This window comes from Pseudoalteromonas ardens (assembly GCF_030125445.1).
Lineage (GTDB): Bacteria > Pseudomonadota > Gammaproteobacteria > Enterobacterales > Alteromonadaceae > Pseudoalteromonas > Pseudoalteromonas ardens.
The window spans coordinates 693,075-713,756 of the sequence record NZ_JASJUV010000002.1 but is presented as its reverse complement, the minus strand read 5'-3'; the positions used below and the strand labels follow the sequence as shown (position 1 = coordinate 713,756).

Below are 20,682 nucleotides of genomic sequence, written 5' to 3'. Positions count from 1 at the left end.
GTGATAATGAATAAACCGTTTGGTATGGTGGGCATGGGCCTGAGGCGTGAAATGCTGGATGAGATTCTGGCTACGCCGCCTCAGCAGGTAGACTATTACGAAGTCGCACCAGAAAACTGGATGACGCTCGGTGGCAAATACGCTGCTCAGTTTTCAGAGTTAACGGCCCGGCACCCATTTGTCTGTCATGGTTTATCATTATCACTTGGATCACCGGCACCGCTAGATACCGAGTTTGTCAGTGACCTGAAGTCTTTTTTTAGCCAACATAACATACGCTGCTACAGCGAACACTTGAGCTATTGTTCAGGGGACGGACACATGTACGATTTGATGCCGATCCCTTTTACTGAAGAAGCCGTCATGCATACCGCTGCACGGATCCGGGAAGTGCAAGCACGCCTGGAGCGTCGTATCGCGGTAGAAAACGTCTCCTATTACGCAGCACCTGGTCAGCAATTATCAGAGTTGGATTTTACCCTGGCGGTATTGGAAGAAGCTGATTGTGATTTACTGCTGGATGTGAACAATATTTACGTTAACTCAATTAATCATGGTTATGATGCCAGCGCATTTCTAGCTGCGATGCCCAGTGAGCGGATTGCATATGGCCACATTGCCGGTCATTATGTTGAGGTAGAGGATCTGCTCGTCGATACGCATGGCGATGCAGTGTGCGACCCTGTCTGGCAGCTATTGCAGGAGGCGTATCGCATACATGGTGTGTTTCCGACTTTGCTTGAACGAGACTTCAACATTCCCCCTATGCCTCAGTTATTGGATGAGGTGGATCAGATCCATGCCGTGCAGCGTCTGGATAAGTCACAAAGAGGGATCGCCTGATGTCATTTCAGCAAATCCAGGCCGATTTTATGGCCCACATTAAGAATCCTAGCAAAAACCCTGCGCCGAAAGACATTGAAGACAGGCGCATGCAAGTTTATCGCGAGCTATTTTTCAATAATATTGAAGGATTTGTCGCCTCTACATTTCCGGTACTAAAAAGCCTCTATGATGAACAAGCATGGCTAACTTTGGTGCGAGCATTCTTTAGCCAACACGACTGCCTGTCTCCTTACTTTTTGGATATTAGCCGGGAGTTTTTGGGCTTTCTGCAAGAAGGGTATACATCCACACCTGCGGATCCGCCTTTTATGCTCGAACTGGCCCACTATGAATGGACCGAGTTAGAAGTCGCGATTGTGCAGGAAGCCGAAGCAGAGTTGCCAATACCGCTGCCTTTGTCTGAGCAGTCGGGGCTGCATCTGGCACAGGCTGCACGCAGTGTAAGTTATCAGTATCCTGTGCATCAGATAACGTGTGACTATCAACCTCAGAGCACCTCTGGCCCTCATTGTTTTATCGTTTATCGCGACAGAGCATTTGACGTACAATTTATCGAAACTAATCCAATGACGGCATTGCTGATCCAAAACATTGTTGTTAATCCCGGGATAACCATCGGTGCGTTGGCTGCACATCTGGCTGAGCAATTTAGCCAATTTGATGAAGAGACCCTGATCAATGGCGCAATTCAGACGCTCAGTCAGTTTGTTCGTCTTGGCATATTGGTCGATAAAAAAGCATAATTCCCCTTTATCAGTTTGTTAAGTTCGATTATTATGGGCGCCGTTTTGTCGTGCTTATGCTGAGTGCAGGACAAGCGGCTGATCCTGGGCAGTTTTGTCCTCTGTCAGGCTGTTTGCTCACCCAGCGCTTAATAAATAAAGGTGTAATATGTCTAAAGGTGATTTCAAAGATCCGTTCAACGCGAAGTATTTCCTGGCTTTTATCGCTGTATTTGCTGGCATTGGTTGCCTGAATGCAATTCTAGGCTGGGCTACCGCACTGAGCGCTTAATCGCTACATAGAACCTAGAGTTAAAAAGCCACCTGTCGATTGGGTGGTTTTTTTCTATCCGAAGATTGTGAATTTATCGCAAAATCCTGCCTCCTGGCATTTCATGTGAATGCTTTCTTGTTATAATCGAGCTCTTTGATATTAAAACTTATTAAGCATTCAATTATGACACAAGCAAATTTGTCACTGATTAAAGACAGCATCGCAACGGTTCCTAACTATCCGAAAGAAGGGATCATGTTCCGTGATGTCACAACCTTGTTGGCTAACCCGGCAGCATTTAAAGCAACGATGGATTGCCTGGTTGCAGCTTACAAAGATCAGGGCTTCACCAAAATCATTGGTACTGAGTCTCGTGGCTTTATCTTTGGTGCGCCTTTGGCTTATGAACTGGGTTTGCCGTTTATTCCGGTACGTAAGCCTGGTAAGTTACCACGCGAAGTGATTAGTCAATCTTATCAGCTTGAGTATGGTGAAGATGTGCTAGAGCTGCATACTGATGCTATAGAGCAGGGCGATAAAGTTCTGTTGGTTGATGATTTACTGGCAACCGGTGGTACCATTGAAGCGACTGCAAAACTGGTTGAGCGCCTTGGCGGTAAAGCAACCGATGCCGCTTTTGTTATCTCATTGCCAGAACTGGGCGGTGAGAAGCGTGTTACAGACATGGGCATTAAAGTGCTTAAACTGGTCGAGTTTGACGGCGAGTAACGCACGATGAGTTATCAGGTTCTGGCGCGTAAATGGCGCCCACAGTCGTTCCACGAGATGATGGGGCAGGAACATGTTAAACAGGCGCTCATTAATGCTTTGAATGAGCAACGTTTGCATCATGCCTATCTGTTCACAGGTACTCGTGGAGTGGGTAAAACGACCATTGCCAGGATCTTTGCCAAGAGCCTGAACTGTGAGGTGGGGATCACCTCCACCCCGTGTGGTCAATGCAGTGCGTGTGAAGAGATCGAAGCTGGTAAGTTCATTGATCTCATCGAGATAGATGCTGCATCGCGCACAAAAGTTGAAGACACGAGAGAAATTCTGGACAACGTGCAATATGCGCCAACTCGTGGTCGCTACAAAGTGTATCTCATCGATGAAGTGCACATGTTGTCCAAGCATAGCTTTAATGCTTTGCTTAAAACTCTGGAAGAGCCACCGGAGCACGTTAAGTTTTTGTTGGCGACCACAGATCCGCAAAAATTACCGATCACCATTTTATCGCGCTGTTTGCAGTTCAACCTCAATGCGATGGCACAGAGCCAGATAGTAACGCAACTGTCGCAAATTTTGCCTCAGGAATCTGTCAATTTTGAAGAGCCCGCGCTAGAAGTACTGGCTAAAGCCGCAGACGGCAGTATGCGTGATGCGCTCAGCTTGACCGATCAGGCGATTGCACAAACCAATGGTCAGTTGAGTTTACCCGCAGTACAGCAAATGCTTGGCCTGATGGACAGTAGTCATGCGGTATTACTGATGGCAGCTGTACTGTCACAAGATGGGGAAGCCTTACTGGCGGAAGTTGCCGACATCGCCTTCAAAAATGGTAATTTTTCCAGCGTATTGGATGATTTGATTAGCTTACTGCATTTGGTGCAGTTAACTCAGTTGGTTCCTCAGGCGGCTAATTTTGGTCAGTTTGAGGCTGAGCAGGTAAAGACGCTGGCGCAGCAGTTAACGCCGCAAAACACCCAGTTTATGTATCAGTTATTGTTGACCGGAAAAAAAGATCTGAGCTGGGCGCCTGAGCCTAAGCTGGGCTTTGAAATGATCATGCTGAGATTGCTGGCATTTGAACAGGCTGACTTTAGCCAGCCGGCTGGTTCAGTACCTGTCGCAGCTGCAAAAGATCCTGGAAAGGTCAGCAAACTCAGAGACATGCTGAGTTCGAAGCCACGTGGCCCACAGGCTCAAACCAGTGCATCTGCCCCTGAACATCATAGTGCAACAACGCAAAGTCAGGCGGTAACGCCAGATCCGCAGCCCGCATCGCAAAAGAATGCGGAAGTGGCTGCACAGTCAGGCGCAACGCAGGCACATCAGAGTGCTCCGCCTGCACAGGTGCAACAACCTGCACAGGTGCAACAAAATGATGTACCAGTTACTGCTCACCAAGCAGAAGTCCCTGCGCACAAAGTTCCGGTATCGCAGGCCATGCCAGAGCGAGTGGCACCAGTTATTCAGGGTGAAGGCGCAGCTCCTAAACAGACTCCTCCTTCAGCACCTCAGCCGATGCAGGGCGATGCCTCGATTGAGCAACAATACCAGGACATTATGGCTCAGGCCGAATCTCAGGGGTATGAGCAGTACCAGAGCGAGCCTCAGTCTCAGCCAATGCCAGCGCATCAGCAATCGGATCCGGCATTGGATCAAAGTCAACAACCGGAGCACGCACCGGTTCAGCAACTTGCACAAAAGCAGCAGCAGGCGCAGTCGGCCATTGCTCGGATATTACAAAACCGGCAAATTTCCGGCGCGGGTAAGTTATTGCGAGGAGAGGACGAAGGAAAAAAGTCTGAGCCACAGCTGGGAGCTGGACCTGAGTCCGGCGCTGTTGCATCAGGCAGACATTTCCCGCCAACGCCAGTAGAGCCTGTGCAAAGTGGACCTGCGGAAACCCAGCTGCAAGCGCCAATGCCTCAGCAAACGCAGCCGCAGCAAAGCTCTCAGCCTGTTGCACCGGTTCGTAAAGCTAAAAAGCCAGATATGGCTGAGCGCTTTAAAAAAGATGAAAGTAAGCTGGCGCCTGAGCTGCTTGAGCAACTAGCACCACAAGCTCCGGGCGAGCAAGAAACGCAGGAAAACACACTGGATATTCCTGCACCAGAGAATTTTGTCAGCCCAATCAGCGATATTAAATTCGCCCATCAAAAAGATGACTGGGCGCAGATGATTGAACAAATGCAGCTCGGTGGCCGGGTAAGGCAGTTCGCACTGCATGCCATGTTTAATCGCCAGGACCAGCACTGTACATTGCAGGTGGAGCAAAGCCAGCAGCATCTGGACTCCAGTATGCTCAGAGAGAAACTGCATGAAAGTCTGACTGAGCGACTAAATGCATCGGTCGAGTTGAATATCGAATTCGTTGACACGGTAGCAAACACCCCGTTTTTGATCCAGCAGGATATTGATCAGCAGAGATACCTTCAGGCGGTTGATGCGGTTAATCATGACCCCGTGATCCAGGCCTTTACCCGTGAGTTTGAGGCCTCGGTCGATGAAAAATCGGTAAGGGCATTGTAATTGCGAGAGTAAGCCCTTATCTTGTATCCCATAGAATTTTAATTTTTGAAGTGTAAGAGAGCAGAATATGTTTAAAGGTGGAATGGGCAATATCATGAAGCAGGCGCAGCAAATGCAAGAGCGCATGGAAAAAGCCCAGGAAGAGATTAAAAACCTTGAAGTTGTTGGCGAAGCCGGTGCTGGCCTGGTTAAAGTCACTATGCTGGGTAGCCACAACGTGCGCCGTGTAGAAATCGACGAAAGCCTGATGGAAGATGACAAAGACATGATCGAAGACCTGCTTGCAGCTGCGGTCAATGACGCTGTACGCCGCGTAGGCGAAGAGTCGCAAAAGCGCATGTCAGAAGTCACCGGCGGTATGCAGATGCCACCGGGATTCAAAATGCCTTTCTAATTGAAAGTAAAAGAGAAGTAGCGCCAGATGGCGCTATTTTTTTGCCTCAGATTTAGCAACTCTTGGTACCAAAATAATAAGGATAAAAATGAGTAAGCGCGCATTGGTTTTACCACCCAATTTTATGTGGGTCGTTTATGCGATGATCCTGATGATCCTAATACACCTGTTAGGCAGCGTCTTTGGCTTACCTGTAGGGCGTTTTGGCGTGATCCCATTAAGTATCAATCATTTGAGCGGTGTGTTTACTGCGCCTTTTATCCATGGTAGCTGGGGCCATTTGGCGAGTAATCTGTTAGGCTTGTCTATCAGTGGTTATCTGGCTGCCAGGTTGCCTAACTTTAAAAGGGCAACCTTGTTCATTGTGATCTCGACAGGATCGCTTGTCTGGCTTTTTGCTGGTTCAGGTAATCACATTGGTGCATCCGGTGTGGTTATGGGCTATTTTGGTTTACTGCTTGGCGCAGCAGTGTTTAACCGTAATGTGCTGGGTATTGTGAGCTTTATCGCTTTATTGATACTCACTTATTACGCCAACATCAGTTTTTTAGCGACCCTGTTTGATTTTTCTGCACAAACGAGCAGTTCAAGCCATATTTTTGGTTTTATCAGCGGATTAAGTGTCGCTTATTTTACGAAGACAAAGTACATGAACACGAGCGGGGAATAGGCTGACAACGGCCTAAAATGCTGTAAGACGATATAACTTTAGAGAAAAATTATGAAAAAATATCTCCTGATGGGCACGCTGGCGATGGCTTCCATGTTTACTCAAGCGGGAATAAGCCAGGTCAGTGGTGCGAAAATTCAAATTATCGAGTTTTATGGTAATCAATTTACGATCACGCTAGATAAACCCCATACCTCCAAAGGATGCGGACACCCGAGAAATAATGTTGTTGCGATTGACACTTCGAAGGAGCCAGGGGCGACACATTATTCAGCACTGCTGGCTATATGGGTGGCTGATAAGTCAGTGGCTATGCGTATTACTGATGACCTTTGTAGTGGCGACCGTCCGACTTTACTCAACTGGTCCGCGCATTAAATATAAAAGGTGCTAAGTGAAGGCCTCGTGGTCAGGGCGCTTAATCTATAGCAGTTCAATGGACAGGTCGAAAATTGGGTCTGGTATAGGTGGCAGCGTAGTGAGTTGCCGAACAATTGAGAACGTGATTGAGTTTAACTAATTCCCCTATATAGGAAAGGAAAGATAATGGTGTATGAATATTTAGTCGGGTTAGCCGTATCGGATGATGCGGTATATACGCAGTATCGCGCAGCGATGAAGCCTATTTTAAGTCAGTATCATGGTGGGTTCGGATACGACTTTATCGTCAGTGAAGTCCTCAAGTCCGAGACTAGTGCACTGATTAACCGGGTTTTCACTATCCACTTTCCAAGTAAAGAGGCGTCCGAGCGTTTTTTCTCTGATGAAGATTATTTACAGGTCAAAGCTCGATACTTCGATGCATCTGTTACACACACCACAATTATTTCTGAGTATGAGAAACAGATCTGAATTCGACATGTGAATGCAACAAGCGTGTTGGTAATTCAACACGCTTGTTGCGTTTATGTGCGACACTGCGTGATAGGGTGGGGTAAATAGCTAAGTTCCCTTTTCTGGCAATTACGCTGTGCGCTCAGGGATTTAAAAGCGCCCGGATCTGCTTAGTTCAACCCCCTGGTCGCCAATGACCAACATGCGATGACCCTCAGTTTTGGCCGGCCACTGAAGCCTGTCGACTTGTGATTTCAGTACCTCGTCTGACACGGTATGGTGTCTGTTTTTGTTGTTGGCGTACAGAGCCGATTCTGTCAGCTGAAATGCGACAATTGTGATCAGCGCACCATATTGCAATCCGAGTTGACAGATCATTTCTCTAAAATCCTTTCGGATGTTAGTTGCATCCCAGACGACATGTCGCTTTTTGCCCAGCGCGGTTTTGAGGCGCTGTTTGGCTGTTTGCAGCATGAGCCCCTGATTTTTCTGGCTGCTTCTTTTGCCGTTGAGTTCTTCGCGGATCTCATCGAGAGAAACCACCTCAAATTCGCTCAAGTGTTGGCGTATCCAGGTCGATTTTCCACTGCCACTGATACCACACATAATGTATAAGTGCGCATAATGTTGACACGACTCATAGTTTTTGGCGACAGCTTCCTCTATCAGGTTTATCTGACCATGAGCGAGCTGCCTGATGGCATACCCGTCCAGATACACCTGTTGTGCAGCATCATCCTTAACCTGGATCTGTGTCAGAAGCGCATGTTTCGCCTGTTCGTTTTCCCAGAGTTCATATTCTTGCGCAAACATACGAAACAGCTCGAGTAATTCTACTTGCTGAGGTAAATCAGGGCAGATTCTGCCCTGCATGTCAGCCATTTCCAGCCAGTAGAGTAATGCCAGATCCGCATTTAACGCCAGGCGTAAATAATCCGCATAGCCAGCGTTTCTGACGACCAGCAGCTTAGGCATCTGATGATATCCTACCAGCGCCATGACCTGCTCGATACAGGGTTGACTTATTGGCAGCTGCGGTAATCTTGGTGCCAGATAACTGGTGCCTATTTCTTCATGCCTGGGGGCCACCACCCGTGTGACACCTGCAATGTCTTTTTCTCTGGTTGTAATAGGTTTGGCAATATCATGAAGCAGGGCAGCTAAAATCAGTATCTGACGTTGTTGCCCTTTGATATGCGCGGCCTGGCTTTCAAGAAGCTGATAAAGGGCGTTGAGCACCATGTCAGTATGAATAGCCACATTGCCTTCAGCATGCCATTGGTTATCCTGCACAGTGTTCTCCAGCTCGTATAAAAGCGGGAAGAAGGGTCCTAATATGCTCAGGCATTCAGCGAAACTGGGTGTATGCGTTTCCATCAGGCTGTTAAGCCATGCATGGGTTTCCTGGAGTCGGTTCATGTCAATCCTCCTGTGATTTCAGGCTATTTGGCACCACAGCCGAATGCATCCAGTGCGTGTCACTGGTCACATGATCTGCTCGGACCCATTTTGCAACGCTTTGCGCAAAGTCATCATAAGCAAAGCTGTCTGCCAGTCTGACGACATATCCCTCTTGCTTCTGAAGGTCCAATTTGATGTCCCTGATGCTTTTTTCACACCAGATACCTGAGTAGAGCACTTTGGGTGTCGTTAAGCCCAGTTGCTGCAAAAAAAGCTGAGTGTCTTGCCAGCTCAGGCACTGGTTACTGTTATCCCACACAGAAAAGGCCAGAAAATAGCTCTCTAATCTTGTGTATTCAATGGCATGGCGAGCGAAAAGGTTTTCTCCACAGATGCGCCAGCCTTGGGGTATTTGGTAGCCTATTTTACCCTGTAGCGCTTTAACCCAGGCTCTGGATGGGTGAAAGCGACTGTCAATCGAACGCGCATGAAGGTAATCAGCATAAAGAGTTGTATTCTCACCATCCATTTTTTCAGTGACAACCACTGTTTTACCTGCAAATTGCATCACACTACCCTGATGTAAATCATCGCTGGTCGCACCCAAAGACCAGGGCAAGTGTGGGGTGCGGGGATATTTGTATCTCATCTTGTAACACCATATTTTAATTCATTAAATTTGAGGGGCAGGCGAGGCCGAAAGGCGTCTCCTGGGCCCATAAGTCAACTCATGGGCGGCTTTAATGTGGTTGTGAGAGGGTGTTACATTGTTCTATTCCTTATCAGATATACGGTGTGGTGATCAGACTAAATCCAGGTAGTCTGAGACTGATTGTTGTATGAGCTCAACCAATGAAGGCTCCATCAATGCGTATTCATCGGGAACGTCCAGGACGTGTATTTCTTTGTGCTGCAGTGCCGCGGCAAAGCGGGTTTTGAGCTGTGCCTTGTGCTTATTCTCCATCACAAAAAGGATTTCCGCCCAGTGCAGATCTTTCGCCGTTACGGTTCGCCTGGCTCTGGGGCTGGTCCCTGCTGAGCGGACGCGGACTGTTGGGTGGGTCCGCCAGATTTTTTCAGCTGTTGGACTGCGCCATTGATTTCTCGAACATACAAACAACATATTGGTCATCGTTTTTCCTTAAACTGTTCACCTGTGAAGGTGCGCTTTGGCGCACCTCTTTCAAGTGTCTGGTGTTGCTGCCAGCGCATTTTGGCCTGATCATGTCGTTGCTGGGATTTCATTGCCTCCAGTTTGTTGTGTATGAGGGCGATGGCGATCCGCTTATTGGCATGCTGACTACGTTCACTTTGGACTCTGACGCTGATCCCTGTCTCGGTATGTGTTGCCCTGACAGCAGAATCTGTGGTGTTGACATGCTGGCCACCTGCACCCGAAGCCCGACAGCGCTGAAAGGTGATTTGTTGACTCATTGAATGTTCATCTAGCTTTGTAACTGTGCCGCTAAAAAACCAGTTTTTGCGTTTATGCCTTGGCCGGTACGGGCTCTGACATACCCACAGCATTGAGCCTTGCCACTGGTGTGCGAGCTGTGAAGCTATGGCATCACCATCAGCAGAATTCAATCTGAGCAAAATGGACTTGTATCCTTCTTTGTTGTCGGAGAAGGTCGTTTCAATCGCAGTTAGCCCGACTCCAGCTTTGTGACATTGTCGCGTGATATGACTCACAGCCAGGGCCACAGCCCGACAGCATTCCGCCGGGCCCTGTCCGGAAGAAAGTTGCAGTAAAATCATCCGTTACAGTCTCCATTGGTTTTAAAGGTCAATACCGGTTTAAAGCGGGCAACAACGTCAATGAGACCTGCGTCCTCCATATCAGCAATCACGGTTTCACACTTTTTGTACGCTTGTGGCGCTTCATCATAAAGCAGCTCTTTGTTGCCACAGATCACTCGGCTACCGAGCTCAGTGCGATATAAGTCATCGCGCTTATATTTATGACTCAGGCGCCCCTGACACTCGCCCCGTTTCCACTTTCTGCCGGCGCCATGTGCCAGTGAATATAAGCTGAGGTGTGGCTCAGTGGTGTTTTTGGGTTTTACCAGGTAACTGTAATCACCGCGCGAACCTGGGATCATTACGCACCCTTTATCACTTGGGGTTGCCCCTTTACGATGTAACCAGCCTTCAACACCAGCCAGTGTTTTGGGTGACATCAGATTGTGGTTTATATCCAGTACGCACGTGCCCTTGGTACGGATTGCCTCGAGAAACCGCAGTGCGATCAGTTCACGGTTCAGCTCTGCCCAGCGCAGTGCTTCATCATGTCTGGTCAGATACGCTCCAAATGCGCTATCTGAGTGAGCTAGCCCTGCGTGATTGAACCTGGACACATGCTCGACCAAAATTGATTGTCCAAGCCCCCGAGAGCCTGAATGCACCAGTAGTTGCAAGCTGCGTTTATCCAGCCCTAACTCATTAATGGTTGTCAGGTCGTAGATCTGGTCAATGGACTGAAACTCAGCGAAGTGATTACCTCCGCCAATCGTGCCCAAAGCATGATCAAACTGATTGTTTTCTATTTGCTTTGCTTGTTTTCGCTCTGCAACATAGTCGTGCCAGCTTTCATCAAGTGGGGACTCAACATGGGCAAACTTTTTGACCAGCTTGTCCAGGTGTACTTTTGATGTTTTCATTGCTGTTTGCCAGAGCGACATACCACAACCGATATCGTTGCCGACCAGAGCAGGGTAAATCCGATCTGTGGTAAAAAATGCCGCGCCAATCGGGTAGCCTCTGCCCGGGTGTAGGTCCGGCATACCGGCAACCTGCTGCATACCAGCTAACTCTGATGTTTTTTTAAGTTGTTGAATTGCCAAACCCTCAATCCAGGTCTCTTCAGACGCGATCAGGCTGACGTTGGGTGTAATTTGTTGGACGGATCTGCCCATAATACCAATTCCTTGCTCTTAAAAGAGCACTATAATTTTTAATGTAAAACGAATTGGCAGATCTATTTACTCGCCTGTTCATAATGGCGAGACCGGGTAATAGTTTTGTCAGAAAGCTAAAGGAAGTTAGTCGCTTTCAGCTAATTAGCGGACAAGACCTGCAAAGGAACGTGATGTATTAGTCATATTTTTCTCCTCTGCGGTTGATTGATATAAATTGGGTGATTAATGTTCGTTTGTCTTTCGAACGGGCACAGTCTATTGATACTTTTTTGTGATTGCAAGCAAAAGTGAGATCATTTCTCCGCCGCTGGGATATGCACTATGCTGAAAATGGCCAATGAAGTAAGTATGGCCATCATGGCTTAATGGAGCCTATTTGGTGTCTACCAGAACACTTTGGTGACTTTGAGTCTGCCACCATCGTTTTCACAGCTGGTGGCAAATGTTGGATTATAGGTCTGTGAAATCCTGAACCAAAGTTGAACCTGATTACTGTCCAGGCATTGGAAGTGATAATAACGGAAATCTCCGGGATTGCTGCCCCTTGCCTGCGTTGTGGTGCTAAGCGAGAACAGACAGGCAGCCAGGGTCGTAAGTGCAATAAGCTTTTTCATGTTAGTTTCCTTCATATTTTATTATGATCCTTCCACAAATAACGATTTAGTTAATGGCCTAATGTCATTAAATGTGAATAAATTTAATAATATGTGATCAGGCTGGATTTTGTCCAACTTTTCGTTGTGTAAGAAACTCTCCATATCAGGGTTTTGATTGTATCGTGTTAATCAGTCTTGTTTTTTAGTTGTCTATTGTACTTTTTTATATCTAGAAGGAGATATCGGTAGGAGACTCATACAGCTCAATTTTTGCAATTTGAGTCGTTAATGGGTACATTGTATTAGCACTTAGTATACAAGTGGTTTTTGACATAGTGCAGAACAATAAGAAAAGCGTTTAACCGTCATCTATAGCTGTTCCTGGACCAAGGAGGAAGAGGATGTTTGAATATTATACAGCGTTAATGGGCCTAGTAGCGACCGTGTGGATCACATGTGGGGTCTACATTGCAGGCCGATTTTATCCGAATTACGATCACTTTAACCAGTTTTGCAGTGAATTGGGGGCTGCAGGGAGCCCAACTCAAAAGTTATCACCCTGGTTAAATAACTATCCATTGAGTGTGATGTTTGTGATATTTGGCTGGCATGTGACGCAGTTACCTGAGGCCAGTATCGCGTTTTACATCACCGGAGTGTTGATTGTGTTTCATGGTATTGGCACCTGGTTTGCGGGTTATTTTCCGATGGATAAAGACCCCTATACACCCACACCGAGTCGTCATTGTTTGATCCACTCCACCGCTGGCTCTGTCGTAATGTTAACCTTATTACTGGCACCCGTGTTTGTGGCTATTAGTCCGGACTCTGAACTGGTTACTCCCTGGTTTCGTGTTTTTTCTATCCTGATAGTTCTAATCTCGATGTTTTTCACGGCCAAACTGGTAAATGCGTTTCAAATTAAGCGCGGCGCAGGTCTGTATCAACGCTTGTCTTACTGGACTCAATTGATCTGGCTGAGTGTATTTTCTCTGGTATTGATGTAATGATGGTTGCCCGGACCTATAGCCGGGCGCTTTGTTTAGCTGTTTTATGACGGCTTAAGTGCCTCAATTATTAGAAATTCACCTTCATGACTGCGATGCACTTTATGTGATAGCTGGATAAAACCAGTTTGCTGCAGCAGTCCTTTAACGCCGTTAAGTGTCTTCAATTCAGCGTGCACTTCGGTATGTCCTTCGGTAGGTGCATCCAGATCCTCACATATCCAGATCTTACCGCCGGGCTTGAGTGCAGTGTAAACCAATACCATGGACTGTGCCGGACTTTGCCAATGATGGACGGAAAATGCAGCGATCACTAAATCCTGAGTGTCTGGACTGACATCCAGTGCTTCAGCACCGGCTTCAAAGAACTGCAACTGCGCTTGTGAGAGGCCAGCTTTATGTTGTCGCGCTTTTGCCAGCGCGATCATTTTAGGGGTCGGATCCAATGCTGTTACACGTACATTTTCAGCAGCCTGTGCCAGGCATAAGCTCAGATACCCGCCACCGCAGCCTAACTCAACTATATTGAAACTTGGTTGTACGCCAGCAAGTTGAGGGATCTGCTGGTGGAAATCCAGTTCTCCCCATTTATTGTCATAGCTGATGGCATCTTCATCATTCCAGTGGCTCATAGGTATTCCTCGTGTATGTTTGTCTGGGCATCAGTATGCAGGCTAGTTGCCGTGAGGGGGAGGGCTCAGATTTTGCGATAATCGGCTTATTGTTAGATCTCGGGATTAGGCTGAGTTTGTAACGAACGAAATATTTACAGACACTTTTTTAGTCCACATTTTGTCGAATTCCGTATTAACTAAAGAGACTAATAACACGGACTATGGATACGACGATGAGAAAGTTCTTACTGGTGCTGGCATTACTGACGATGACCGGCTGTTCAACTAAATTTATTTATAAAAACGCCGACTGGCTGAGCTATTGGTATCTTGATGACTATGTTTCGCTTACCGATGAACAGGAAGCGCAGTTTGATGAGCGTTTGCTTGCCTGGCTGGACTGGCATAAGTCGCAGGAGCTGACACAGTACGCCCAGCAGCTTACCATGCTGAAATCAGATATAGAAAATGACAAAATTACGCTGGAGCGGATTGGCTACCATCGTGAACAAATGCTTGAACATTGGCATCGCTTGCGTAACAAAGTGGTGCCTGATCTGGTCGAAATGGCCCCGATGCTCAGTGACACACAGGTCAGTGAACTATTTGATGAAATTGCCGAAGGAGAAGCTGAGCGGACAGAGAAAAGAGCAAAGCGTTCGGAGCAGAAAAAACACAAACGCTGGCTAAAAGAGCGTAAGAACAACCTTAAGCGCTGGATTGGTAGATTGTCTGCTGAACAGGAAGGGCGCATTGAGCAGTTGTATGAGCAGCAAGTCAGCACTGCTGCGTTATGGTCAGACTATCGCGCGCGTTATCAGGGAGAGCTCAGAGCTTTGTTCGCTCAGCCCGAGCGCGGTGATGCGTTCAAAGCCAGGCTGTCTGAGTTGCTGATGGCTCCAGAAGTCTATCGTTCTGAGCAGCTGAACCTGGCTAATGAGCAAAATAGCAAAGTCAACCATCAATATTTGCTGGATGTATACCAAAGCCTCAGTGCTAAACAGAAAAAACGTCTGGTATCTGAGCTGGAAGAGTTGATTGAGGACATTCAGTCACTTGCAGAGAATGAGTAATGGAAAGAGGCGACGCGAAATGCGTCGCCTGATTTGAAACCCGTTAGTTTGGTTTAGTCTAACAGAGTCAGGGCCGTGACATTACGTACGCCAGGCTGGCTCATGTAGTCATTTTTAACGCCGGTTACGCGCAGTTTTTTACCCAATAAAGCAGGGTTCAGCTGAGGGCTGTATGTTGCACGCTGTGATGATTCCAGCTTGATGTACAGCTTGTTACCTGGCGCGTTTGGATCGCTCAGCTCCAGGGCGTAAATGTTGTTGATGGCAGAAGTAATGGTGCCAGCTACAACAACAGGTGTGCCATTGCTTTTTGCCAGTACTTCGCTAACCGTCATATCCAGGTTTGGATCCGGGTCTGGTGAAGTTGACGACGCTTTGGCAATTTCAGAGACGTTGCGGATCCCTGGTTGACTCATGTACGAGTCGCGCTTACCTGTGATCACCAAAGTTTCATCCAGAATGCTTGGGTTCAGCTGAGGGCTGAACTCAGCGCGCTGGCTTGACTCAAGCTTGATGTTGATGGTGGTGCTGTCGTCAGATAAGTCTGACAGGACCAAAGCGTAGATGCTGTTCAGCGGTGCTTTGACCTTACCGGTTAAAGTAATAGTTTCACCCTGCGCGGTGGCCAGCGCCTGAGAAACGGAGAGTGCGCTTGGAGCGATAACTAAATCCGTGACATAACGGATACCTGGTTCACCCATGTAGCTGTTACGCTTACCGGTTACTAATAGAGTTTTACCCAGAATTTCAGGGTTCAACTGCGGGTTGAAGTCGGCGCGTTGATTAGACTCTAATTTAACATTGATGCTGACATTCGGGTTATTTAAGTCAGTCAGTAGCAAGCCATAGATACCATTGACGGCATCAGTCACTTTACCCTGAACGACCAACTCAGTACCGGTTGTCGCTGCCAAAGCGTCAGCAACGGAAACCGCAGTACCTGGTGTCGGATCTGGATCCGGATCAGGATCTGGGTCTACCTGGCCCTGGCCATACGGCGCATTGAAAGAGTTGTCTTTATAGGTATCCGTATCCCAAGGGTTGAAGCCATTGCTTGGGTTGCTCCAGGGCTGGCCATTGTTAGGATCGAACATTTCCTCTGAGGTCATCGGCACTGGTGTGACGCGACCAGGTGTGCGGCCATTGGCACCATCAAAGTGGGTATAGCTCTCTGGCGTAGCCAGCCAGTTGACGATGTTAATTGACAGCACGGATGCGTGGCCCGGATCTGTCCAGCCTGGGTAAGTCTTCTTAGTGTTGCCACTGTCCTGGCGACGATACTTAGGCGTTGCATCTTCAATCGGTGAAGAGTCGCCAATGAAAGCTGCTTTACCAGCACCTGATTTAGCGATTGCTACATAAGGGCCTTCAGCTTCTCCGCCAAAATACAAACCTGAGTCTTTGGCATGTCGCCACTTAGTCGGATTGTCGGTTTCAGCAAAGTAAACCAGTCCTTTGGCTTTTTGACCGTCGACAATCGCCAGGGTTGCACCAGCCGCCATCAAGATAGGCGCGACACCTTGTGTCAGACCTTCGGTCTGATAAGCCGGCTCAACACCGCTGACGCCTTGCTTGTAGTCAACGCCGTTAAAGCGAAAACGAATACCGAAGTTTTCTACTAACCAGCCTTGTTGTGCGCTTTTTGGGTTACGCCAGTCGCCATAAGCGCCACCCATATTATACTTGCTCAGATCAGAGCGGTTATAGCCGTTGAAGACTTCAGTCGCATCCCAGGTATTGAGGTTGCGATCCGCATCATAGTGGTCGGCGATAAAGAAGATGCCTTTACCTGCGGCGACGAAGGTTTCTAGCGCCTGTTGCTCTGCCAGGGTAAATGGACGGTTGGTTTCAGCCAGGACAAACACGTCAGCATGTTTGATGGCATCATAAGTAATGATGGCCTCGTTTGCCTGAGTTGAGAAACTGCGGTCATCAAAAAAGCGAATTTTACCGTCATTGTTTAAATCGACACCGCGATACTCCTCAACGCGGTAACCTTCAGCGACCAGGGCGTCGGCGAAGTCAGAAAATGCGCCGTCGATTACCCAGTCGGCATTACCTTCAACGCCGCCGTGCGAGACGTCGAACAGAACGGTTTTGCCATTACTTTGTTGTGCACTTGGTACTTTGACCGGTGCGGTGTTATTCCAGTTATACGGTGTAGCTGCTTGCAAAGCGGTTGCGCTAAGCGCAAGCGTTACACCAAGGCCTAAGACTGTGAGTTTAGATAGTTTCATCATCAATTCCCGTTGTGAATATCAACCTGCCTGACTACCTTTGCTAAATGAGCGCATTAACTCAGTGAGTAAACTGATTGCGAACTAAGTTAAGCTCGCTGAATAGCCAAGTTTCCCTGGCAAGCACACAATCCTTTGGCCTCAAAATTGCGCGTTCAGTTCAGCAGGTTGATATGAAATTGCCGCATACTGCCTGTGATTACGGCGCGATATAAAAGCCACGCAAGTGCGTGGCTTTTAATTTATTTATCGCTCTGAAATTCAGTTAGCAGACTGAGTCAGGTCGATTTGATAGATTGCAAAACCATCATCAGTGGTTTTGTTTAAAGGTGTGATATGGGCAAAGCGCGCACTGAATGCGGCAGCTTTATCCGATGGAGAGCTGTAAAACACCACGTTTGCGCCTTCTACCGGTGCGAATGACCAGTTACCATCGGCGCTCGGATCCATACCGGTTTCGGGGTTTTTATTTGACTGTAGTGCAATGAAGTCGGCGACGACCTGGCGGTTTTCATTGGGAGAATCAACCACAATTTTCTCACCTGAGATACCTGGGAAGTTACCGCCACCTGAAGCACGATAGTTATTCGTTGCAACCAGGAACACCTGCTCATCCGTTACCAGTTCGCCCTGGTAGGTGAGGGCTTTAATGCGGTTACCTTCAGAGACTTTATTGCCTTTGGTGTCGTATCGCGCAGGCTCGGTCACATCAATTTGATAGCTCACGCCGTCCAGCACATCAAAGTTATAAGAAGGGAAGTCGGTATTAACCAGAACCTGAACATCTTCACTGTTTGGCGTGATTTGGTTAAACTGTCCCGCTGACATTTCCAGCCATTGCTTAACTTCAGCACCATTGAGTTTAAGGACTTTCAGTACATTCGGGTAAATATACAGGTCGGCTACGTTACGATAAGCAATGTCACCTTTATCGACCGCGGTAAAGTCATCCGGGCCACCACGTCCTGCTCTAAATGGCGCGCCTGCAGATAACACAGGTAGACCGTCTAGTTCAGTCCCTTTAACAATTGTTTGCGTATACCAAAGCTGAGCATCGGTAACGATTTGAATTGACGGGTCGTCGTTGACGAGTGCGAAATAGCTGTTGACCTCGTCAGCAATCTTAGCAAACGGCTCATTAACCCAGGTTTTGGTTTCTTCATGGGCGGTCATTGCCGCGTTTTCGACCTGGGCATCATTGTCAGCTAAAGACGTGACGGTGCGATCTTCATTGGTGACAGAAATTGGTTGTAATGTCGACTGAGTGTCTTTTACCTGCCATCCGTCTGCACCGTATTCTAACGTCATGTCGATGATACCCAGGTTATTACCCCAAAAACCAGGCATCACGGCTGCAACGCCATTGATGGTGCCTTTCTCATTGTCGACACCATGTTCTTCAAGGCCTGCATAGCGCGAACCAGGGAAGTTAGCGTGGGCATGACCAAACATGATGGCGTCAATGCCGTCGACTTTTGACAGGTAGTAGCTGGCATTCTCAGCCAGAGGTTTCTTCTCAGCCGTTTCCAGTCCAGAGTGAGGAATAGCAATGATGATATCCGCGCCTTCTTCTTTCATCTTGGGCACATAGTGTTTGGCCATATCGACGATGTCTTTGGCAATAACCTGACCTTCCAGGTTTGCTTTGTCCCACTGCATGATCTGAGGTGGAACAAAACCGATGTAACCGATTTTCAGCGTTTGTGTGTCACCATTTTTATCAACGACTTGTTTCTCTTTGATCAGATACGGCGTGAAAAGTGGCACATCATTGCTTGGGTCATCGTCACCGTCATCCTTAAATACGTTGGCCGAGATATATGGGAACTTGGCGTCGTCAATGGCTTCGTCTAAAAACTCCAGACCAAAGTTAAACTCGTGGTTACCGATATTTGCCACATCGTAATCCAGCGTGTTCATCGCCTCATAAATTGGGTGTACATCACCTTCTTCAAGGCCTTTGACTTTTGCCATATAGTCGCCAAGCGGGCTGCCCTGGATCAGGTCACCATTGTCAACTAGTACGGAGTTTGCAACTGCCTCACGTGCCTGACGGATCAGAGTTGCAGTTTTGACCAGACCGACTTTGTCATCTGCTTTGTTCGAGAAGTAGTTGAAGTTCATCAGGTTAGCATGCAGGTCCGTGGTTTCCATGACGCGCAACTCAAGCAGTGTACCTTCGGCAATTTTGGGCTCTTCAGGCTGCTTATTGTCACCTTTGTCAGTCGGTTGCTTGTCAGTTACAGGCTGCTTATCATCGTCCGTTTGCTGCTCTTTCGGCGGCTCTTTGAATTGCAACTCGTTGTCGCTATCCGAACAACCAGTGAGTAAAGCGGCACTGCCGCAAAGCATTGCAAGTGTTAGTAATTTTAATTTCATAATCCTGACTCTGTAATTGTTTCAGGGGCAGTACTATAGAAACCAAAAAAGACAAAGAGGCTAAGAATTCATGGCATCTGTGTGCCATATATATGGCTAATACATGACTTTAATTTGTGCATTAACATCCCGGTAAACACCTCAATTTGAATTGCACTACCATGAAAAATAACGGCTTTAGTGATTTTGATGATGTGTATGTATGACTCTTTGTGAAATAACATTATTGATGTATTCGAAGTTGAATTAAATCTGAAAAAACCTCTTTCCCTCGAGTTTTTGCGCTCTACAGCGCACAACATGTCATTACTACTGTTATTTTGCCGTTGTCATTATTGAATATTTTGTATGGGTATAAATATACCCATACAGTGCAATTATTTATTGATTGCCTGATAAAGCTGGTCAATGCCGGGAATATTTAGCTCCCAGCGCGGTTTATGCTCGCCGATATAGTGCCGTGCCGCGTCCAAAAATAACCGGGTTCTGACGGGGAGATCTCGGTGTGGATAAACAGCATACACCGCGCTGTAGTCGGGCAGGTTGACATGCGTCAGCATCGGGACCAGCTGGTCGGTATCGACACCATCGGCAAAAAAGAAGGCCGGTGCGGTAAAAAATGCGGTATGTGATAACACTTTGGACATCAGAGCTTCGGCATCATTAGAGCGGAACACTGGTGTAATGGGCTGTTCCTGAGGCTTACCATTTTCGTCGATATAACTGATGGACTCAAAGCGCAAATGGGAGCTGCTGTAGGAAGCCGCAGGTAAGTCGGCCAGATCGGCCATGGTTTTGGGCTCGCCATAGGTGTCGATAAAGCGCTGTGTTGCCAGGATCAGCATTTTGTTTCGGGCTATCTTGCGGGCAACCAGAGACGAGTCACGTGGCTCACCAACCCGAAAAGCCAGATCATATCCTTCAGAGATCATATCAACCACCCGATCATCCATACGTATCTCAACACTGACCTGAGGGAAGCGCTTCTGGAAATCGTTGATGACTGGCATCAGGTAATGCTGGCCAATATAACTCGATGCGGTAATGCGCAACAAGCCTCTGGGTTCCTGGTGATAGTTTTCCGCCAGTTGCACGGTATCTTGCAATAACAAGCGCAGATCTGCTGCCTTTTTTACCATTTCAGCACCGGCCGCAGTCAGGGAAAAGGATCGGGTAGTGCGATTCAGTAGTCGAACACCCAGTTCTTCTTCGAGCTTGCCTATTTGTTTGGAGATCACTGAACGGTCTATATTTCTCAGTTCAGCGGCCTTAGAAAATGACCCCTGCTCAACAACTTCGAGCAACATAATCAAGCGGCTGGTGGTATCCATAATCTGTCCTTTCAACACAAAGAAAAGTTTATTGGTGCCATTCTGGCACTAATGTTTTTAAAAAACTACCATTTTTCTTCACGGTAATTCTTCGTACCATCATAGCAACTCATACTGTCGGAGAATGT

At 47.5% G+C, this 20,682-nt stretch carries 21 protein-coding genes; 11 read left to right on the top strand and 10 right to left on the bottom strand.

Annotated features, from left to right (window positions below):
* Positions 1-6 precede the first annotated feature (6 nt).
* The 9 genes from QNM19_RS08085 (at position 7) to QNM19_RS08045 (ending at position 7,016) form a co-directional block, all read left to right on the top strand.
* Positions 7-843 carry an HvfB family MNIO-type RiPP peptide maturase gene (locus tag QNM19_RS08085; RefSeq protein ID WP_049864951.1) on the top strand — a complete coding sequence of 279 codons (837 nt, stop codon included), beginning with the start codon at positions 7-9 and terminating at the stop codon, positions 841-843.
* Positions 843-1,589, top strand: coding sequence for an HvfC family RiPP maturation protein (locus QNM19_RS08080; RefSeq protein WP_049864950.1), 747 nt, complete (start codon positions 843-845; stop codon positions 1,587-1,589). The genes QNM19_RS08085 and QNM19_RS08080 overlap by 1 nt, the downstream gene beginning before the upstream one ends.
* A 148-nt stretch (positions 1,590-1,737) precedes the next feature.
* Positions 1,738-1,860, top strand: a complete 123-nt coding sequence (locus QNM19_RS08075; RefSeq protein ID WP_010381788.1) for a hypothetical protein — start codon at positions 1,738-1,740, stop codon at positions 1,858-1,860.
* 165 nt (positions 1,861-2,025) lie between these two features.
* Complete coding sequence (gene apt, locus QNM19_RS08070) at positions 2,026-2,571, top strand: adenine phosphoribosyltransferase (protein ID WP_049864949.1); 546 nt, start codon at positions 2,026-2,028, stop codon at positions 2,569-2,571.
* A gap of 6 nt (positions 2,572-2,577) precedes the next feature.
* A complete protein-coding gene (gene dnaX, locus QNM19_RS08065) occupies positions 2,578-5,100 on the top strand; it encodes a DNA polymerase III subunit gamma/tau (protein WP_284026572.1) in 2,523 nt (840 codons plus the stop codon).
* Positions 5,101-5,167: 67 nt separating this feature from the next.
* Positions 5,168-5,494, top strand: a complete 327-nt coding sequence (locus QNM19_RS08060) for a YbaB/EbfC family nucleoid-associated protein (protein ID WP_010381780.1) — start codon at positions 5,168-5,170, stop codon at positions 5,492-5,494.
* Between the two features lie 88 nt (positions 5,495-5,582).
* Positions 5,583-6,164, top strand: coding sequence for a rhomboid family intramembrane serine protease (locus QNM19_RS08055; protein WP_049864948.1), 582 nt, complete (start codon positions 5,583-5,585; stop codon positions 6,162-6,164).
* A gap of 51 nt (positions 6,165-6,215) precedes the next feature.
* Entirely contained in the window at positions 6,216-6,542 is a 327-nt protein-coding gene (locus tag QNM19_RS08050; protein WP_049864947.1) for a hypothetical protein, read from the top strand.
* A gap of 168 nt (positions 6,543-6,710) precedes the next feature.
* A complete protein-coding gene (locus QNM19_RS08045) occupies positions 6,711-7,016 on the top strand; it encodes a DUF1330 domain-containing protein (protein WP_049864946.1) in 306 nt (101 codons plus the stop codon).
* Between the two features lie 132 nt (positions 7,017-7,148).
* Here QNM19_RS08045 and QNM19_RS08040 read toward each other — a convergent pair whose 3' ends face one another.
* The 6 genes from QNM19_RS08040 to QNM19_RS08015 form a co-directional block, all read right to left on the bottom strand.
* A complete protein-coding gene (locus QNM19_RS08040) occupies positions 7,149-8,417 on the bottom strand; it encodes an AAA family ATPase (protein ID WP_049864945.1) in 1,269 nt (422 codons plus the stop codon).
* A gap of 1 nt (position 8,418) precedes the next feature.
* Entirely contained in the window at positions 8,419-9,048 is a 630-nt protein-coding gene (locus tag QNM19_RS08035; RefSeq protein WP_049864944.1) for an RNA ligase family protein, read from the bottom strand.
* A 153-nt stretch (positions 9,049-9,201) separates the two neighbouring features.
* Entirely contained in the window at positions 9,202-9,531 is a 330-nt protein-coding gene (locus QNM19_RS08030; RefSeq protein WP_049864943.1) for a low molecular weight protein tyrosine phosphatase family protein, read from the bottom strand.
* Positions 9,528-10,157: a peptide chain release factor H gene (gene prfH, locus QNM19_RS08025; RefSeq protein WP_049864942.1), complete on the bottom strand. Its 630-nt coding sequence runs from the start codon at positions 10,155-10,157 to the stop codon at positions 9,528-9,530. The genes QNM19_RS08030 and prfH overlap by 4 nt, the downstream gene beginning before the upstream one ends.
* A complete protein-coding gene (locus tag QNM19_RS08020) occupies positions 10,154-11,314 on the bottom strand; it encodes an RNA ligase RtcB family protein (RefSeq protein WP_284026571.1) in 1,161 nt (386 codons plus the stop codon). Before QNM19_RS08020 ends, prfH begins: the two co-directional genes overlap by 4 nt.
* Positions 11,315-11,700: 386 nt before the next feature.
* Complete coding sequence (locus QNM19_RS08015; RefSeq protein WP_049864941.1) at positions 11,701-11,931, bottom strand: hypothetical protein; 231 nt, start codon at positions 11,929-11,931, stop codon at positions 11,701-11,703.
* Positions 11,932-12,314: 383 nt separating this feature from the next.
* On the opposite strand from QNM19_RS08015, the gene QNM19_RS08010 reads away from it, so the two are divergent.
* Positions 12,315-12,920 (top strand): DUF998 domain-containing protein, encoded by a 606-nt coding sequence (locus tag QNM19_RS08010; RefSeq protein WP_049864940.1) that lies wholly within the window; start codon positions 12,315-12,317, stop codon positions 12,918-12,920.
* A gap of 44 nt (positions 12,921-12,964) precedes the next feature.
* Here QNM19_RS08010 and QNM19_RS08005 read toward each other — a convergent pair whose 3' ends face one another.
* Positions 12,965-13,552, bottom strand: a complete 588-nt coding sequence (locus QNM19_RS08005; RefSeq protein ID WP_049864939.1) for a class I SAM-dependent methyltransferase — start codon at positions 13,550-13,552, stop codon at positions 12,965-12,967.
* 215 nt (positions 13,553-13,767) lie between these two features.
* On the opposite strand from QNM19_RS08005, the gene QNM19_RS08000 reads away from it, so the two are divergent.
* Positions 13,768-14,607, top strand: a complete 840-nt coding sequence (locus QNM19_RS08000; protein ID WP_049864938.1) for a DUF6279 family lipoprotein — start codon at positions 13,768-13,770, stop codon at positions 14,605-14,607.
* A 53-nt stretch (positions 14,608-14,660) separates the two neighbouring features.
* On the opposite strand, the gene QNM19_RS07995 is transcribed toward QNM19_RS08000, so the two are convergent.
* From QNM19_RS07995 to QNM19_RS07985, 3 genes are all read right to left on the bottom strand, one after another.
* A complete protein-coding gene (locus QNM19_RS07995) occupies positions 14,661-16,844 on the bottom strand; it encodes a DUF6359 domain-containing protein (protein WP_049864954.1) in 2,184 nt (727 codons plus the stop codon).
* Positions 16,845-17,105: 261 nt separating this feature from the next.
* The gene (locus QNM19_RS07990) at positions 17,106-19,223 is read right to left on the bottom strand and encodes a bifunctional 2',3'-cyclic-nucleotide 2'-phosphodiesterase/3'-nucleotidase (RefSeq protein WP_284026570.1); all 2,118 of its coding nucleotides are present in this window, start codon (positions 19,221-19,223) and stop codon (positions 17,106-17,108) included.
* Between the two features lie 377 nt (positions 19,224-19,600).
* A complete protein-coding gene (locus QNM19_RS07985) occupies positions 19,601-20,554 on the bottom strand; it encodes a LysR family transcriptional regulator (protein WP_049864124.1) in 954 nt (317 codons plus the stop codon).
* Positions 20,555-20,682: the final 128 nt, after the last annotated feature.

Excerpts from the sequence above, each read along its gene's own strand:
- QNM19_RS08085 (WP_049864951.1), top strand. The coding sequence starts at position 7 with ATGAATAAACCGTTTGGTATGGTGGGCATGGGCCTGAGGCGTGAAATG.
- QNM19_RS08080 (WP_049864950.1), top strand. The coding sequence starts at position 843 with ATGTCATTTCAGCAAATCCAGGCCGATTTTATGGCCCACATTAAGAAT.
- QNM19_RS08075 (WP_010381788.1), top strand. The coding sequence starts at position 1,738 with ATGTCTAAAGGTGATTTCAAAGATCCGTTCAACGCGAAGTATTTCCTG.
- apt (WP_049864949.1), top strand. The coding sequence starts at position 2,026 with ATGACACAAGCAAATTTGTCACTGATTAAAGACAGCATCGCAACGGTT.
- dnaX (WP_284026572.1), top strand. The coding sequence starts at position 2,578 with ATGAGTTATCAGGTTCTGGCGCGTAAATGGCGCCCACAGTCGTTCCAC.
- QNM19_RS08060 (WP_010381780.1), top strand. The coding sequence starts at position 5,168 with ATGTTTAAAGGTGGAATGGGCAATATCATGAAGCAGGCGCAGCAAATG.
- QNM19_RS08055 (WP_049864948.1), top strand. The coding sequence starts at position 5,583 with ATGAGTAAGCGCGCATTGGTTTTACCACCCAATTTTATGTGGGTCGTT.
- QNM19_RS08050 (WP_049864947.1), top strand. The coding sequence starts at position 6,216 with ATGAAAAAATATCTCCTGATGGGCACGCTGGCGATGGCTTCCATGTTT.
- QNM19_RS08045 (WP_049864946.1), top strand. The coding sequence starts at position 6,711 with ATGGTGTATGAATATTTAGTCGGGTTAGCCGTATCGGATGATGCGGTA.
- QNM19_RS08040 (WP_049864945.1), bottom strand. The coding sequence starts at position 8,417 with ATGAACCGACTCCAGGAAACCCATGCATGGCTTAACAGCCTGATGGAA.
- QNM19_RS08035 (WP_049864944.1), bottom strand. The coding sequence starts at position 9,048 with ATGAGATACAAATATCCCCGCACCCCACACTTGCCCTGGTCTTTGGGT.
- QNM19_RS08030 (WP_049864943.1), bottom strand. The coding sequence starts at position 9,531 with ATGACCAATATGTTGTTTGTATGTTCGAGAAATCAATGGCGCAGTCCA.
- prfH (WP_049864942.1), bottom strand. The coding sequence starts at position 10,157 with ATGATTTTACTGCAACTTTCTTCCGGACAGGGCCCGGCGGAATGCTGT.
- QNM19_RS08020 (WP_284026571.1), bottom strand. The coding sequence starts at position 11,314 with ATGGGCAGATCCGTCCAACAAATTACACCCAACGTCAGCCTGATCGCG.
- QNM19_RS08015 (WP_049864941.1), bottom strand. The coding sequence starts at position 11,931 with ATGAAAAAGCTTATTGCACTTACGACCCTGGCTGCCTGTCTGTTCTCG.
- QNM19_RS08010 (WP_049864940.1), top strand. The coding sequence starts at position 12,315 with ATGTTTGAATATTATACAGCGTTAATGGGCCTAGTAGCGACCGTGTGG.
- QNM19_RS08005 (WP_049864939.1), bottom strand. The coding sequence starts at position 13,552 with ATGAGCCACTGGAATGATGAAGATGCCATCAGCTATGACAATAAATGG.
- QNM19_RS08000 (WP_049864938.1), top strand. The coding sequence starts at position 13,768 with ATGAGAAAGTTCTTACTGGTGCTGGCATTACTGACGATGACCGGCTGT.
- QNM19_RS07995 (WP_049864954.1), bottom strand. The coding sequence starts at position 16,844 with ATGAAACTATCTAAACTCACAGTCTTAGGCCTTGGTGTAACGCTTGCG.
- QNM19_RS07990 (WP_284026570.1), bottom strand. The coding sequence starts at position 19,223 with ATGAAATTAAAATTACTAACACTTGCAATGCTTTGCGGCAGTGCCGCT.
- QNM19_RS07985 (WP_049864124.1), bottom strand. The coding sequence starts at position 20,554 with ATGGATACCACCAGCCGCTTGATTATGTTGCTCGAAGTTGTTGAGCAG.